Below are 16,167 nucleotides of genomic sequence, written 5' to 3' on the forward strand. Positions count from 1 at the left end.
AGGAACCGGGCATGTGCCCGACAAGTCCAGTTAGTCCGGCATGGACATGGTGCGCAAGTCCAACTGACGCAGCACACGGTCCGCCACCTCGGGGTCCGTTCCGGGCTCGTTGCGGGCAGAAACGACTTCCTGTCGGGCGGCGTCAAGGGCGATGGTCTGCACGGCGATGGACAGTTCACGGCCCCGTTTGCGCTTCTCGGCGGCAGACTCATTCTGCAACGTGCCATCCAGCAACTCCGCGTGGAGGCGGCGCATCTTGTCCTTGACCAACGCCACCTTCTCGGCAGGCAGTTCCTTCATCAGGTCATGGTCCTTCAGTGCGGCCACGGCCGCGGACTGCGCACGCCTGGCCAGGACGCGGGCAGCCTCTTGCTCATGTGAGCCGTCCTCGGTGGCTTTCAGGACCCGCATGAGCCACGGAAGCGTCAGGCCTGGGAGCACCAGTGTGGCCAGGAGAACTGCGCAGGCAATCACCAAAATCTCGTGTCGGGCCGGGAAATCACTGCCATCCGGAAGGGTTACAGGCAGCGCCAACGCCAATGCCAACGTTGCCAAGCCCCTCATGCCGCACCACGTCAGGATCAGCACTTCTTTGGGGGACGTGGGCAGAAGGTTTCTGCGCCTGCGTGCGGTGAGGGAAAGCAAACCCAGCCACAGGAACCGAACGGCGAAAACCAAGACACAAATCATCACCGCCATGCCGATCATCCCGAATATTGCGGTGCCTTCATCCCGGATGACATGGCGGATCTCCAGGCCTACCAAACCAAAGGCCAGCCCTGTCACCAGCAGCTCCACCACGTCCCAAAAAGCAGTCTGTGTGATGCGTTCAGCGGCGTCCTGCGGACGCGTGTGGCGCTGGAGTTCCAAAGCAGTCACGACGACGGCCACCACACCGGAAGCGTGCAGTTCTTCCGCAAGGATGTAGGCCGCAAAAGGCACCACCAAGGTCACTGCACTGCGTGCCACCATTGAGGTCACGAGCTTGGTGATAAACCTGGTCAGCCAGCCCATCGCAATCCCGATCAGGATCGCCAAAGCGGCGCCAATAATGAACTGTGGGATGACCCCCGGGCCCACTTCCTTGCCGGCAACGGTGGCAGCGACCGCCGCCTGGAAGATCACAATCGCCGCCGCATCATTAAAGAGCCCCTCGCTTTGGAGGACGGTGATGAGCCTGCGGGGCATGTGGACGCGACCCGCCACGGACTCTACGGCCACCGGGTCCGGGGGCGCCACCATGGCGCCCAGGGCGATTGCCGCCGGGATACCGATCCCAGGGATCATTAGCCACGCAGCGCCTGCCACCACGGCGGTGGATACAACCACCAAAGCCACGGCCATCAGCAGCAGGGTCCGCCAGCGCACCCTGAAAACGGCCCAAGAACTTTTCTGCGCCGTTGCGAACAGCAGCGGCGGAAGGAAGATCGGCAGGATAAGCTCAGGCGAGATCTCAAACTCGGGGAACCCGGGTATGAAGGTCAAAGCCACGGCCAGGAGGAGCATCAGCACCGGGTATGGAAGCCGGAGCCGGTCCCCCAGACCCACAGCCACCACTGTCGCAAGCAACAGCCCAACGATGAGCGCCAACTGATCCATATTCCTGCTTTCCCCAAATGTTGTCAGACGTATCCCGGGGCCTACCCGAAAAAGATCCCTAACAACATATCCCGGAGAGGCGGTCAGTCGCCCGTCAGTGCACCCACAACGTCTTGGCTTCCGTCCCTGAACGCAATGGTCCGTCTGATGGTCCCGGGCAGTTCCAAAACAGCCGCGGTCACCAGTGCCACGTTGCCCCTTGACGTTTCAGTTTGTCCGGAGTCTGACGGATCCGTCTCAATCATCCCGGACGCAGGTTCATCGGTGAGCGCACCAGGGCCCAGCACTGTCCACTCCAGACCGGTACCCCGCAGATAGTGGTCCGCCGCTGCTTTGGCCTCGGCGTAGGCAAAAAACGGGTTATCCGCGGGCACGCCATGGTCCTTGGCTGCACCCAAATAGGACACCATGACGTAGCGCCTGACACCCGCCTCATCTGCAGCATCCATGGAACGTATGGCAGCGTCACGGTCCACGGCGTAGGTCCTCTCCGGGTTGCCCCCGCCGGCTCCGGCTGACCAAACCACGGCGTCGTGGCCTTTGAGCGCCCGGGCGAGTTGTGCCGTCGTCGAGTTCTCCACGTCCAGCACCTCCGCGGATGCGCCGGTGGCCGTGACATCCGATCCGTGGTCCGGATTTCGGATGAAGGACGTGACGTCATGGCCTTCGTCACTGAGGATCCGGGAAAGGTGCAGGGCCACTTTGCCGTGGCCGCCAATGATTGCGATTCGACTCATGGATCCATTCTGTCCCATGAACAGTAAAGAAATCCGGGCAAAGCACTGTTACTTCGATGAGTCAGCGCCGTTTGAAGGCGTCACCGTCTGCTCCACTAGGATCTGAGTCACAACGACGCGCTCCTGATGGGCCATTCAACGGAGGACCACTTGTGAAAAGCAAAGCCAGGACAACACGCGGCCTGCTGTGGGTACTTTTGCTTCTCCTGCTCATGTCAATCACCGTGGCGTTCACGGTCTCTGTGATCGACTCCGCCAACTGGACACTCACTGACTGGGGGAATCTCGCTGTTTCACTTCTCCTTGGCATCTATTTCTTTTTCCTTGCACAGCACGTGAACCGCAGGGCTGATACCCGCGCCGAGGCTGTAGCAAACGCCGCGCTGATCACCTCCACAGGGCTCCTGGCGATGAGCAGCGCCCGTAGCCTGGCTGGATCGGAATCAGCAGCCCTTCGAGTGGCCGCAGATGCCCGAGCCGCGCTGCAGCACTATCCACTAGCTGACACGAAGAAGCAGGAGGGCCTGGAAAAATCGGTGGTGGGTGCTTACAACGACCTCGCCTTCTCAACATTCCTGCATTCAGACAGGCTGGCCAGGTCGGTGTGGGATCGTCTGCGGGAAGGTGCATCCCAAGTGGTCAACGAGACCGACCAACTCGCCGAAGGCCCCGAGAGGGATCGTCTGTCTGCAGTGGCGGGGCACGTCAGGTTCGTGGAGCAGCTCGGTGAGGCCGTGCGCAGAACATCCGGACAGGAGCTGGAACGCGAGTTCCTTGACCTCTGGGACACTACACAGCTGAAGCGATCCCGAACCCCGGACGCATCCCATAACGATGCGGGGCAGACGATTTACCGTTTGCAGCGCTTCGAGATGCTGTATCAAACGGAACTCACCGTCATGCACGATTGGGCCCTGCTGCGCAGGCGTGCCGCCGATCTGCACTGCGAAGCTGAGCTCACCAATGTCGCGAACACCTCGGACTGGCTGGCGCCCTGGTATGTAACGCGTCAGCCGGACGGCAGGCTGTCGCCGGTCAACGTCATGGGCGGGGACCTGGCGGAGCGTGCTCGGTACGACAGGGTGGAAGGCGGCGATACGGTACCGGAATGGCCACGCTCACTGGCCCATGGGCGCCTCCCCCAAGGTCTTCGCACAGCGGGTATCGACAACCTTTGCCATGTGGTGGAAAGGCAGCCATCACCAAAGATTTGTGTCCTGGCGTACGAATTCATCGACCCAGCTAATGGCCGGTCACAGAGATTGGTGCTGGACGGTAACCACCGGTTGGCCGCAGCCCGCCGCCTGGCCCTGGAGAAGGACCTCTCCCCCGCGGCAGGCGGACCCCCTAAGGACTTTCAGGTTCTGACCTTCCTCATCAAGGAGTTGAAGCCCATTGACGATCTTGTCTCAGCCGGCTCTTCAGCCACACCCCATCAATGGAGGGGCTTCACTCCGGACCTTGGTTTGCTCCGGGGTTCTTGGCGGCCGGAACGTTCCACCGCCTAGGAATTACCCGCAACTGCACAAGGGTGACCTTTATCACGTGGAGCTGGCGGCAAAAAGAAAGCCCCCGAAACCTGAAGGTTTCGGGGGCTTTTCGATCTGTAGCGGTGGGGAGGCTCGATCTCCCGACCTCACGATTATGAGTCGTGCGCTCTAACCAACTGAGCTACACCGCCACGAATGAGAAAAACCTGCGTCAAGCCGGTCAAAAACCGCCTTGACACAGGCCCTCATCCAGAGCCCCCCACCGGAATCGATCCGGTGACCTCGTTCTTACCAAGAACGCGCTCTACCACTGAGCTAGGGGGGCAACGAGTAAATACTCTACCGGACGATTTCAGAAGCTACAAATCGGCGAAAAAACGCGGAAAAACCGCGCCGACACAATTTGCGAAGATGTGATTTTTCTGATTCATCTGGGGCTTCTTCGGCCTCTGGTGTCCGCCCATTCGCGGCTCGCTGTCACGGTAGCCGGAGCACTTGTCCGGGATGGATCCGGTCAGGATTCGGCACAGTGTCCGCGTTGGTGGCGATGAGGGCACCCAGGTCCACGCCGTACTGCGCAGCGATCCCGCCCATGGTGTCGCCCTGCTCCACCACAACCTCCGTGACCCTTGGCGCCACCGGTCCTGGCTGCCCGGCCCTTGCCGCGGCCTCAGCGGCGGCTTCCTCCGCTTGTGGACGGACTTCAGGGGCCTCGGGCTCCAAGCCCTCATTCGCGGCTTCCTGGGCTGCTGCAGCGTCCGCGGCCGCCTGCTGCCGCGCCGCCTGTGCTGCGGCGGCTTCCGCCGCAGCCTGATCCTTCGCTGCTACCTCGACGGCGGCAACATCCTCGGCCGCTTGGGCCGCCGCCGTGCGGTCCACAGGAGCTGCCTCGCTTGTTTCCTCCGCGCCCTTGCCACCGAAACCCAGGCCCTTCTTCACGTTGTCCAGCAATCCCATGGAGCACCCTCCTGCGTTCTGCTTGCGTTCAGCCGTGCCTCGATCGTACGGCGGGGCGGGGCGGGGGTGCATGTAACCCCGTTAAACACGTCAGGGGGCCGGCTCTAAAGCCGACCCCCTGACGGGAACTACTTAGTGTTTACCACCAAGGAAGTGTTTACCACTTGCCCTTGCGGTTGAAATCGCGGTGTCCGCCTTCGCCACCACTGCGGGGCTTGCGTGCGCCATCACCGTGACCGCCGAAGCGGGATCCGCTGGCCTGGCCGCGATCGCGGTCGCCGAAGCTGCCTGCGGTGCGCTCGGAGCGGTCGCTGTAGGAGCGGCCACCACGGTCAGCGGAGGTACGCTCGCCGCCTTCGGACTTGCGGAAGTCCTTCTTGAAACCACCGGCACCCTTGAAGTTTCCACCACCGCGGTTTTCGCGGTCGCCATAGCCACCACGTCCACCACCCTGGTAGCTGCCACGATCGCCACTGGGCCTGCGGCCGTTGTCCAACTCAAGGTTGATCAACTCACCACCGATGCGGGTGCGGGACAATGCACGCAACTGATCAGCGCTCAGGTCTGCCGGGAGCTCCACCAAGGAGTGGTCCGAGCGGATGTCGATGCCGCCGATCTGTGCGGAGGAGATGCCGCCTTCGTTGGCAATGGCGCCAACGATCGAACCCGGCATGACGCGCTGACGGCGTCCCACGGAGATCCGGTAGGTGGCGTTGCCCTCGGTGAGTGCACGGGTGGGGCCACGGGAGCCGAAGCCGTCCTTGGAGCGCTCACGCTTCTGGTACTCAGGAGCGGCAGGCAGTTCCTTGACCAAAAGCGGCTGTCCACCCTGTGCCATGACGGCCAAGGCTGCAGCGATTTCCGAAGCCGGAACGTTGTGCTCTTCCTCGTAGGAGGAGATGAGGTCACGGAACGCTGCGACATCCTCGGAAGCGAGGGTCTCGGTGATGCGCTCGGCGAACTTGCCCAGGCGCAGTGTGTTCACGGTCTCAGCGGTGGGCAGGTGCATCTGCTCCACCGGCTGACGGGTTGCCTTCTCGATGGAACGCAGCAAGTACTTCTCGCGCGGCGTCATGAAGAGGATGGCGTCACCGGAACGGCCTGCACGGCCCGTGCGGCCAATGCGGTGCACGTAGGACTCGGTGTCGTGGGGGATGTCGTAGTTGATGACGTGGCTGATGCGCTCAACGTCAAGACCACGGGCAGCGACGTCGGTGGCCACGAGGATATCGATGCGGCCTTCCTTCAGCGCGTCAACAGTGCGCTCGCGCTGCTGCTGCGGGATGTCGCCGTTGATGGCGGCAGCCTGGAAACCGCGCGACTTCAGCTTGTCGGCGAGGTCCTCGGTAGCCATCTTGGTCCGCACGAAGGCGATGACGCCGTCGAACTCTTCAACCTCGAGGATGCGGGTCAGGGCGTCCAGCTTGTGCGGGCCCATGACCTGGAGGTAACGCTGCTTGGTGTTGGCGCCGGTGGTGGTCTTGGACTTCACCGAGATTTCAGCAGGGTTGTTCAGGTACTGCTTGGACATGCGGCGGATCTGGCCCGGCATGGTGGCAGAGAACAGGGCAACCTGGCGGGTTTCCGGGGTCTGCTGGAAGATCTGCTCAACGTCATCGGCAAAGCCCATGCGCAGCATCTCGTCAGCTTCGTCCAGTACCAGGTACTGGAGCTCGGACAGGTCCAGGGAACCCTTAGCGATGTGGTCGATCACACGGCCGGGGGTACCCACAACAACCTGAGCACCGCGGCGCAAGCCGGCCAGCTGCGGGCCGTAGGCGGAGCCGCCGTACACAGGGAGGACGGTGAAATCGTCAATGTGCTTGGCGTAGGAGGTGAAGGCTTCTGCAACCTGGAGGGCAAGTTCACGCGTCGGAGCCAGGACCAGGGCCTGGGTCTTGCGGGACGGGCCGTTGAGGTCGTGAAGTTCAGCCAGGCGGGACAGCGCAGGAACGGCGAAAGCCGCGGTCTTGCCGGTACCGGTCTGGGCGAGGCCCACAACGTCGCGGCCTTCGAGCAGCAACGGGATGGTGGCTGCCTGAATGGGGGACGGCTTCTCGTAGCCGACATCCTGCAGGGCGGCCAGAACACGGCCGTCGATGCCAAGATCGACGAACTTGACGCCTTCTTCGTCCTCAGCGTCCGCCTTGGGAGCGGGAGCTTCGGTGAAGGTGGGGGCTGCAGTCTCAGCTACAGCGTTCTCGACGGGGGCAGCGGCAACGGCCGGTGCTTCAGCTTCGGCGGGAGCGGAGGTTTCTGCAACATCAGCAGAAACGGGGGTCGCTACATCAGCGGACTCGGCGTCGAAGTTTTCGTTGAGATTTTCGGTCATAGGGGGAAATTCCTCATCCATAGGGCAGTCGGCGCGGCCCGGTTGGGCTTGGCCGCATTACTCGTCGCGAGAAACAGGAAAGGTGCCCTGCTTTCGCAAGAAGTCCGGCGCTATCGCAATCCCATGGCAGGACTTCCCGCTGCATCTCTTGGCTGCTATCCCAGCAGTCTGTACAGCGTTTTCTTTAGCCGGCTCTCCCTATGAAAATGCCCACACACATTTGCGGGCCCCAACACTTACCAGTCCTGCCTCAAGAATTGGGCAGGATAAAGGGATTTCCGGAGTGGGGGATATTTCAAGTGTAGGGCACAGAGGCCCGTCACCGCGACTTGAGGGATGACAAAATCCGGGTGAGCTTGTTCACACCAGTATCTGGTGGCGCTCCGGTACCGTCCTCAAAGCCGCTCCTACGCAGACTTAGAGGCCGCTTCTGCGCAACACTTTCTCGAAGGCCGGGTGATAGTCCTCCTGCAGTCGGATCTCTCCGTCAGCATCGGCGTCCAGCAGAATCTGCACCAGTTCCGGGGTGGGTTCGCTGAACCATTGGCCTACGGTTATGCCGTGCTTGGGGACGAAGGTGCGGTGGATGTGGTCTCCCGCGGAAATGGTGCCTGTCTTGATCACCCGGAGGTAGGTTCCAACCCGGCCGGCATGCGTGAAGCGCTTCACCCATTGCGGCTCGCCGATCACCCGTTGGAAGGTAGCGCACGGAACACGGGGGGACGTCACTTCAAGCTCTACGTCCAAGCCGATCTTCCAGCGCTCGCCAATGACCGCTCCTGTGGTTTCGATTCCGGCGACTCGCAGGTTCTCGCCAAAAATCCCGGCTGGCATCTCCCGCTGCAGTTCACCGGACCAATAATCCGCATCTGCCTGCGAATACGCGTAGAGGGCCTGGTCTTCCCCGCCGTGATCCACCCGGTTGGCTTGGACATCCCCATGGAGCCCCAGCTTATGGACCTTCACCGGCTCCACCACAGGACGCTTGTCCATACCGGTGACGCCCACACTCCCCGCGGGGTCGGGCAGCAACTGGTGCACACGGCAGACGGCAAGAAGGGATGCGGTGTTCATGGACACCAGTGTACGGACGTCCCGGGCCAGAAGGGCCGGGATCAGGGCCGGGGTGGACCAGGATCAGGGATCGAAGCGGTAGCCCATGCCCGCTTCCGTATGCAGGTGCCGCGGCTCGGCGGGATCCCGCTCCAGCTTCCGCCGCAGCTGGGCTATGTATACGCGCAAGTACTGCGTTTCCTTCGCGTACGCCTGCCCCCAAACCTGGGTGAGGATCTGCTGCTGACTCACCAGCTTCCCCTTATTGCGGACCAGCAGCTCCAGGATGTTCCATTCCGTGGGTGTCAGGCGCACTTCCGAGCCATCTTTGATGATCTTCTTGCCCGCCAGGTCCACCATGAAATCCATGGTGGCCAGCGTCGGCTCCTCATGTTCGGTAACAACCCGGCGCGAGGCGACCCGAAGACGCGCAAGCAGCTCATCCAAACCGAAGGGCTTGGTCACGTAGTCGTCCGCACCGGCGTCGAGCGCTTCCACCTTGTCCTCCGAGGCGTGCCGTGCGGACAGCACAATGATGGGCATACTGCTCCAGCCACGAATGCGGCGGATGACCTCCACCCCGTCCATATCCGGCAAACCGAGGTCCAGCACCACAATCTCCACGGGTTGCTTGGCGGCAGCTTGCAAGGCGTCGGCACCGTTTCCCACAGTCAGCACCTGGTATCCGTGGGCTTGCAGGGTCACCTGCATGGCGCGGGCAATGCGGGCTTCATCCTCGACTATCAGCACCAACGTCATTGTGCATCTCCTGTCCACAGCGGCAACGTGACCACCATGGTCAAGCCGCCACCCGGCGTCGGCTCCGCCGCGAGCCTGCCACCCATGGCCTCGCTGAATCCTTTCGCAACGGCCAGGCCCAATCCGATCCCCCCGCCGGCACTGACACCCCCTCCCGGGCCCGACGAAGGGGACGGGGAATCACCGAAGCGTTGGAACGGCTGGAAAATATCCACCACTTCCCTGTGCCCTACTCCCCTGCCGTGATCAATGATTCGCAGTTCGCTCGCGGGCCGGTCCCCCAAAGTGATCCCCTCACCCGCGCGGGCCGTGAGGACAACATCGGAGTCCGGCGCATACTTCACAGCATTCTCCACAATGTTGGCCACCACCCGCTCCAGCATTCCGGCGTCCGCCTGCACCGGCGGAAGATTGGGCGGCAGCTCGTTACGCAGCCGCTCCCTGGAAACTCCCCGCAACGCCTGCGGCAACACCTGAGCCCACACAATCCCTGTCAGCAGCGGGTTGACCGCGTCGGCCGTGATCCGCGACATGTCCAGCAAGTTGTCCACCAAATGGTCCAAGCGGTCCGCATACTCCTCAATGGTCTCCAATAACTCGCGTTCCACGTCCGGCGGGAAGTTCACGTCCTCTTGGCGCAGGCTGCTGACAGCGAGCTTGATTCCGGCCAACGGCGTCCGGAGGTCATGTGAGACAGCGCGCAGGATGGAGGTCCGCATCTTATTGCCCTCAGCCAAGCGCACATTGTCTCGCCGGCTTTCCACCAACTGCTGCCTGTCCCGGACAGCCACGACGAAAGCCCCGAACGCAGCCAGCATCCGTTGCTGGTGCGCTGACAACGGACCGCCGCGCAGCAGCAAGGTGTAGTGGGGATCGACGACGGCGGTATGGTCTGCGGCGGCATGGGTCACCGGCGGATTCGGGCCCGCACCGGCCAAGACACGCCATTCCGGTGGCGCCCCGGCCGCACCGGCCGCACCGTGTAGAGGTGCACCCAGCAGCGTCAACGCTTCCATGCCCAGATTGCCGCGCACTTTCTCAAGGAAAGATTCCAGGCTTCCGTCCGAGCTCAGGATCCGCAGGGCGAGCTCACTGAGGGCTGTGGCTTCGGCGCCTGAGCGGGCTGCTTCCTGCGCCCGGCGGCTGGCAAGGCCCACGGCGAGCGCAACCCCGTACGCCACGGCAAGGAAAACCACCAACGTGAACAACGTGGTGGGATCGGCAATGGAGAGGGACCCCACCGGGTCCGCGGAGAAGTAATTAAGGAGGAAGCTGCCCAGCACTGCGGCCACCACCGCCGGCCACAAACCTCCGATGGCCGCCACTGCAACCGCTACGGCCAGTTGTAACAGCATGATCATGGCAAAGTTGCGGAATCCGAGGACCGTGACCATGATTTCGATGCCCGGTGGTAAGAGAACAGCCAGCACCAGGCCAGTGATGACGCGCCCGGCGCCAATGCCGCGGACCGGCGGGAGTCTCAACAGCACGCCGTCGTCGCCGTTGCTGTTTGCTTCAGGTCCCGCCATGGCTACATCCTTACATGCTTCCAAGCATGGGGACTTATCCCCATTTACGGCAGTTACCCGTGCCTGAGGGGCACACAGCGACTAGGCTTGCTCTGAGTATTCTGGTCCGGCGTGGCGCTGGACACTTCAACGGTCTATCCAGGGGGATATACATGGGCCCGAAAGACAGCCCTGACGCAGCCGGCAATAACGGCGGCAGCAGGGACAACAACGCCGACTTTGCCGCGGGCAACAACCCGCCGAAGCCTCCTCCGTGGCAGGTACCCAAGCCCGAGCTCCACCCTGAACTGTTCACACCCGTCGAAAAAGAGCCTGCGCAAGGCAGCTCCGGGAAGCGCAGGAAAGCGCCCGCCGGAGCACCCCAGGCGGGGGCTGCTGCACCCAAACCCGGCCAACCCCTCCCCGTGGTTGACCCGTTCGCCAAAGAACGCGAACGCGGTGAGGCCGAGGCGGCCAAGAAGAAGAAGCGCTCGCACCGCCGCACCCTGGTGGTGGGTTTGGGCGTGACTGCCCTCCTGGCCGGAACCATCACCGCAATTGTGGCCAGCAACAAGGAGGAAGCTGACTACGCGCAAGTCTGCTTCAACGAGGAAACCGGCGAGCGCGTAGACGACAACCAGTGTGACAACAGCAGCTCGGGGGGCCGCAGCTCCGGAGCTTACGCCTGGTACTTCTATTCCCGCGGAGCCAGCGTGCCCGCCCTGGGCCAGAACCGCAGCTCCTACCCGAGCTATACCAAGAATGTCCCCACGGACGCCAAGTCCTCCAAGGGATACAGCACCAAGGGCGGCACGGTCAGCCGCGGCGGCTTCGGCAGCAGTTCCAAAAGCGGCGGAAGCTCGGGAGGCTAGGCGTGCGGCGACTGTCCTCCGAGCCCAGGCCGGACTGGAAGCAAAAGATCGAAGAACAGGGCCTGGTATTTTCCACTACCACCATGCCCAACGGCCGGAAAATCGAATACTGGAACGAATCGGCCTACTACGAATTCACCGAAGACGAGGTGGAAACCCTCGAGAAGACCGCCGAGGACATGCACATCATGTCCCTGGAGGCCGCAAAGTACCTCGCCACCGGTGCCATGGGCGATATCGGCATTGGGCAGCAGGCATTGGAACTCGCCGGAGAGTCGCTGCAGGCCGCGGACATGGATATCTACGGTCGCTTCGACTTCATCTATGACGGCAAGGGTGGGCCAGCCAAGATGCTGGAGTACAACGCCGATACCCCTACCGGGCTGATCGAGGCTTCCGTTGCCCAGTGGTTCTGGCTGCAGGACGTCTTCCCGGAAAAGGACCAGTGGAACGGAATTCATGAGGCACTGATTCGTCAGTGGAAGAAGCTGCAGTTCCGCACGGGCATGAGCACCCTGCATGTTGCCCACTCGGAGGCGGAGGAATCCGGCGAGGACTGGATGACGGCCGCCTATATGCGGGACGTGGCGAGCCAGGGTGGTTGGACCACCATCGGCATCAACATGTCCGATATCGGCTGGGACCCCAACCTGAACCGGTTCGTGGACCTGGACAACTTCATGATCAGCACCATGTTCAAGCTGTACCCGTGGGAACTGATGATGAAGGAGCCTTTTGGGCACCGTCTCCTCCAGCGCGCCCACAACCCGCGCTGGGTTGAACCTGCGTGGAAGATGCTGCTGTCCAACAAAGCCCTGCTCGCTGCACTATGGCACCTTTACCCTGACCACCCGAACCTGTTACCCGCCTACCTTGGCGATCCGGGTCCACTCAAGGAGTGGGTGGCCAAGCCGCTGCACGGACGTGAAGGCGACAACATCCGCATTCATGCCCCCGGCATCGACATCCAGCAACCTGGTGGTTACGGGCGTGAAGGCTGGTGCTTCCAGCAATACCACTCCCTCCCGGACTTTGACGGGAACCATCCTGTCCTGGGTCTGTGGGTAGTGGACGGTGAATCCGTGGGCTGTGGCATCCGCGAATCCGACGGACCCATCACGGACTACTTCTGCCGCTTTGTTCCCAACACCATTGACGCCCCGGCGCCCATCGCGCCCCCTGCTACTTCCTACGGAGCTGCACTATGAGCACTGAAACCTCGACGCCGGGTGGCGGCTCAGCGGGCGGCAACCGTACCGCCGTCGTACCTCCCAAAGGCCTCCACGCCGGAATCCTGGACCTGGGCGACTCCGTCATGCTGGGCCTCGCCTCCACCGCGCCTGTCTACTCGCTGGCAGCAACGCTGGGGCTCATCGTTGCCGTCAACGGCAACTACACTCCCCTGATCCTGATCCTCGGCTTCATCCCCGTGCTGTTTATTGCGTATGCGTTCCGCGAGCTCAACAGCGCCATGCCGGACTGCGGTACTACGTTTTTCTGGGCCCGCAAGGCGTTAGGTCCTTGGGCTGGTTGGCTCGGCGGCTGGGGTGTGGCCCTGGCCGGTGTGGTGGTGCTGGCCAACCTTGCGCAAATCGCCGGCAAGTATCTGTGGCTGTTGATTGGCGACGGTTCCTTGGCTGACAACACGTGGCTGGTGACGGCCACCGGCGTGCTCTTCATTGTGTTCATGACCTACGTGAACCACAGAGGGATCCGGCTGGGCGAGCATGTCCAGCGCACCCTGACCTACATTCAGTACATCTCGCTGGGCATCTTCGCAGTGGCCATTGTTTTCCGAATCGCCGGCGGAGCCCCTGAGGGACAAGCCTTCGATTTTGAGTGGTTCAACCCTGCCGGCGCCTTTGCCGATCCCGGCGCTGTGGTTCACGGTGTCCTGCTGGCACTGTTCATCTATTGGGGCTGGGACACCTGCCTGGCGCTGAACGAGGAGACGGAAAACCCGGCCAAGACCCCCGGCCGTGGCGCCGTTATTTCGGCCACTGTCCTGTTGGCGATTTACGTTTCCGTGGCCCTCCTGGTGATGATGTACGCCACGATCGGTACCGACGGCATCGGACTGGGCAACGAGGCGAACCAGGACGACGTCTTCCTGGCCATGAAAGACGTTGTGCTGGGCCCTTGGGGCTGGCTGATCATTGTGGCAGTGCTGGCGTCCGTCTTGTCCTCCACACAAACCACCATCCTGCCCACTGCCCGCGGAACCCTGTCCATGGGTGTCCACGGTGCCCTGCCTCCCCGGTTCGGCAAGGTCCATGAGCGTTTCATGACGCCCGGGTTCTCCACGCAGGTGATGGGTGCAGTGGCCGTGGTCTACTACGTTGCCATGAGCTTCCTGAGCGAAAACCTGCTCTCGGACTCCATCAGTGCCATCAGCCTGTTCATTGCGTTCTACTACGCACTGACCGGATTCTCCTGCGTATGGTTCTTCCGCTCCACGCTCCGGGATTCCGCCAGGAACCTGTGGTTCCGAGGCATCCTGCCGCTCCTGGGCGCACTGTCCCTCACTGCGGCGTTCTTCATTTCCGCAGTCCAGATGTGGGACCCGGCTTACGGGGACACGCAGATCTTCGGCATTGGCGGGGCGTTCGTCAGCGGCGTGCTGCTGCTGGCTTTGGGCGTCGTTTTGGCGATCGTTTGCCGCTTCGCACCCTCCACCCGGGGTTACTTCACCGGTGAGCGGGCCGAGGTTGGGGTGGTTCGCGGCGAGTAGGCCGCCGTCCTTCCCGGTTAGTGTCCCGAAAGGGCCGGAAACACCCTGCGACACTGGTGTTTCCGGCCCTTTCGCGTGGGTGCGCCGGAACTAACCGGGGAGGAACGCCGCGTTGGGCGCCTAGGATGCTGGAATGAGCGATTCAACGACGAACACCTCCGACGTCCTGGCCCTGGATTCCCTGCTGACGGCGCAGGAGCTCGACCTCCGCGACAGGGTGCGGGACTACACCTCCCAGAGGTTCAGGCCCAACATAGCCCGGTGGTATGAGGACGCTGTGTTTCCCCGCGGGATCGCCACGGAGCTCGGGGAGCTCGGGGTCCTGGGCATGCATTTGGAGGGTTACGGCTGCCCCGGCCGGACCGCCGTCGAATATGGCCTTGCAGCGATGGAACTGGAGGCCGGCGACTCCGGGATCCGCACGTTCGTCTCGGTCCAAGGCTCCCTCGCCATGACGGCTATCCACAAGTGGGGTTCGGAGGCGCAGAAAGAACAGTGGCTCCCCCGGATGGCGGCGGGCGAGCTGATCGGCTGTTTCGCCTTGACGGAGCCTACGGCGGGGTCCGATCCGTCGTCCATGACGACTTTTGCCCGCCAAACGGCCGACGGCTGGGTGCTGGACGGCGCCAAACGCTGGATCGGCCTCGCATCCATTGCGGACGTCATGGTGGTCTGGGCGAACACTGAAGAAGGCATCCGCGGGTTCCTGGTACCCGCCGGTACGTCAGGGGTGACCGCGACGCCCATCGAACCGAAGCTCAGCATGCGGGCTTCCATTCAGTGCGATGTAACGTTCGACGGCGTGAGGCTGGGTCCCGGGGCCATCCTCCCGGGTGCCTCGGGGCTTCGGGGACCGTTCTCCTGTCTGAACGAGGCGCGCTATGGGATCGCATGGGGTGCCATGGGAGCTGCCCGGGACTCCTACGAAGCAGCTTTGGAGTACGCCGGGAACCGGCTCCAGTTCGGGCGCCCCCTCGCGGGCTATCAACTGACGCAGGAGAAGCTAGTGAACATGCTGGTGGAAATCCAGAAGGGCACCATGCTGGCTCTTCACCTGGGGCGGTTGAAGGATGCCGGGCAGCTGCAGCCACAGCAGATCTCCCTGGGCAAGCTGAACAATGTCCGCGAAGCCATCAAGATCGCCCGCGAGGCCCGAACCATCCTGGGAGGCAACGGCGTCACCTTGGACTATTCACCCTTGCGCCATGCCAACAATCTTGAATCCGTGCGGACCTATGAGGGCACGGACGAGGTCCACACCCTGATTCTGGGGCAGCACATCACGGGCCTGGGCGCCTTCCGCGGCTAGCCCGTCTGAGTAGCAGATCAGGCCGTTCTGAGCGCTGGGAACGGCCTGATCTGCTACTCAGTTGGGTCGGGTGGGGGGGTGGGGCCGGGGTCGGGGAGGATCACCAGATTGAAGTAGCCACGCAGGCCCTTGACCACGTCAACGTCGTCGGGGGCCAGCAGCCATTGCGTCTGCAGCCCGTCCCACAGGGCTACCAAGGACATGGCGGCTTCATCAGGCTCGACGCCAGGCTTCAGCCTGCCCTCGGCAGCCAATTCGGCAAAACGACGAGCGTAGCTTGTGCGCAGGCGTTCAAAACGCTCGGTGAAATAGTCCCTCCCGGGATGCGAGTCCGTGACAGATTCCGCGCACAGCACCGTGTAGAGCTCAATCACTCCCGGGATGTCTTCGTTGTACAGGGCTGTGCGGATCACCGAGTCCGCCAGGCCCTCCTCCATGTCGTCGGGAAAAGCCCCGCTGGTGATCTCGTCGCGGCGCTCCAGGACCGCCATCAGCAGATCGCGCTTGGAGGGAAAGTAGTGCAGCAGGCTTGTCTGGCTCATCCCTGCACGGTCGGCCACGTCCTGCAGTGATCCGCCCCGGTAACCGCGCGCCGCGAACACTGCGTGGGCGGCGTCCATGATGGTCCGGCGCCGTTCCTCGGATTTTGCGTAGGGGCCACGCCGCACTGATCGGCCCACGTCCTTTGTGGTCATGGCTAGTCAGTGTACATGCGGGCCGGAGGCAATATCTCAAATTCGAGTAGCCACTCGAATTTTCTGTTACCGTAGTCACACCCCGGTGGAATGGACCCAGAATCCATGCGCGCCGGCATCTGACA

13 protein-coding genes and 2 tRNA genes are annotated in these 16,167 nt (G+C 62.7%); 5 read left to right on the forward strand and 10 right to left on the reverse strand.

Translation table 11 applies throughout. The features are described 5' to 3' along the window. Positions 1-30: 30 nt before the first annotated feature. Together AR689_RS20945 and AR689_RS20950 are read right to left on the reverse strand one after the other, a co-directional pair. Complete coding sequence (locus AR689_RS20945) at positions 31-1,599, reverse strand: Na+/H+ antiporter (protein WP_062073265.1); 1,569 nt, start codon at positions 1,597-1,599, stop codon at positions 31-33. 83 nt (positions 1,600-1,682) lie between these two features. Next, positions 1,683-2,336: an NAD(P)-dependent oxidoreductase gene (locus AR689_RS20950; RefSeq protein WP_062073266.1), complete on the reverse strand. Its 654-nt coding sequence runs from the start codon at positions 2,334-2,336 to the stop codon at positions 1,683-1,685. Between the two features lie 152 nt (positions 2,337-2,488). Here AR689_RS20950 and AR689_RS20955 point away from each other — a divergent pair, with 152 nt between their 5' ends. Beyond that, positions 2,489-3,844 carry a hypothetical protein gene (locus tag AR689_RS20955; RefSeq protein ID WP_062073268.1) on the forward strand — a complete coding sequence of 452 codons (1,356 nt, stop codon included), beginning with the start codon at positions 2,489-2,491 and terminating at the stop codon, positions 3,842-3,844. 99 nt (positions 3,845-3,943) lie between these two features. Here the strand turns inward: AR689_RS20955 and AR689_RS20960 are convergent. From AR689_RS20960 to AR689_RS20990, 7 genes are all read right to left on the reverse strand, one after another. After that, positions 3,944-4,017 (reverse strand) — tRNA-Met (locus AR689_RS20960). Positions 4,018-4,079: 62 nt separating this feature from the next. Further along, positions 4,080-4,151: transfer RNA gene (locus tag AR689_RS20965), tRNA-Thr, on the reverse strand. A 152-nt stretch (positions 4,152-4,303) separates the two neighbouring features. Then, positions 4,304-4,783: a LysM peptidoglycan-binding domain-containing protein gene (locus AR689_RS20970; protein WP_062073270.1), complete on the reverse strand. Its 480-nt coding sequence runs from the start codon at positions 4,781-4,783 to the stop codon at positions 4,304-4,306. Between the two features lie 157 nt (positions 4,784-4,940). Next, positions 4,941-7,115: a DEAD/DEAH box helicase gene (locus tag AR689_RS20975; RefSeq protein WP_062073273.1), complete on the reverse strand. Its 2,175-nt coding sequence runs from the start codon at positions 7,113-7,115 to the stop codon at positions 4,941-4,943. Between the two features lie 417 nt (positions 7,116-7,532). Further along, entirely contained in the window at positions 7,533-8,189 is a 657-nt protein-coding gene (locus AR689_RS20980; RefSeq protein WP_062073275.1) for an MOSC domain-containing protein, read from the reverse strand. A gap of 63 nt (positions 8,190-8,252) precedes the next feature. After that, a complete protein-coding gene (locus tag AR689_RS20985; RefSeq protein ID WP_062073277.1) occupies positions 8,253-8,927 on the reverse strand; it encodes a response regulator in 675 nt (224 codons plus the stop codon). Continuing rightward, on the reverse strand, positions 8,924-10,456 hold the full coding sequence (locus AR689_RS20990; RefSeq protein ID WP_062073283.1) for a sensor histidine kinase: 1,533 nt from the start codon (positions 10,454-10,456) through the stop codon (positions 8,924-8,926). The genes AR689_RS20985 and AR689_RS20990 overlap by 4 nt, the downstream gene beginning before the upstream one ends. A 152-nt stretch (positions 10,457-10,608) precedes the next feature. On the opposite strand from AR689_RS20990, the gene AR689_RS20995 reads away from it, so the two are divergent. From AR689_RS20995 to AR689_RS21010, 4 genes are all read left to right on the forward strand, one after another. Next, positions 10,609-11,307, forward strand: coding sequence for a hypothetical protein (locus tag AR689_RS20995; RefSeq protein WP_062073285.1), 699 nt, complete (start codon positions 10,609-10,611; stop codon positions 11,305-11,307). A 2-nt stretch (positions 11,308-11,309) separates the two neighbouring features. After that, positions 11,310-12,515, forward strand: a complete 1,206-nt coding sequence (locus tag AR689_RS21000) for a glutathionylspermidine synthase family protein (protein WP_062073287.1) — start codon at positions 11,310-11,312, stop codon at positions 12,513-12,515. Next, positions 12,512-14,038, forward strand: coding sequence for an APC family permease (locus AR689_RS21005; RefSeq protein ID WP_062073289.1), 1,527 nt, complete (start codon positions 12,512-12,514; stop codon positions 14,036-14,038). The genes AR689_RS21000 and AR689_RS21005 overlap by 4 nt, the downstream gene beginning before the upstream one ends. A 133-nt stretch (positions 14,039-14,171) precedes the next feature. Next, positions 14,172-15,347 (forward strand): acyl-CoA dehydrogenase family protein, encoded by a 1,176-nt coding sequence (locus tag AR689_RS21010; protein WP_062073290.1) that lies wholly within the window; start codon positions 14,172-14,174, stop codon positions 15,345-15,347. A 53-nt stretch (positions 15,348-15,400) separates the two neighbouring features. Here AR689_RS21010 and AR689_RS21015 read toward each other — a convergent pair whose 3' ends face one another. Continuing rightward, complete coding sequence (locus AR689_RS21015) at positions 15,401-16,042, reverse strand: TetR/AcrR family transcriptional regulator (protein WP_062073292.1); 642 nt, start codon at positions 16,040-16,042, stop codon at positions 15,401-15,403. Positions 16,043-16,167 lie beyond the last annotated feature (125 nt).

The sequence above is a fragment of the Arthrobacter sp. EpRS71 genome, assembly GCF_001512285.1.
GTDB lineage: Bacteria > Actinomycetota > Actinomycetes > Actinomycetales > Micrococcaceae > Arthrobacter.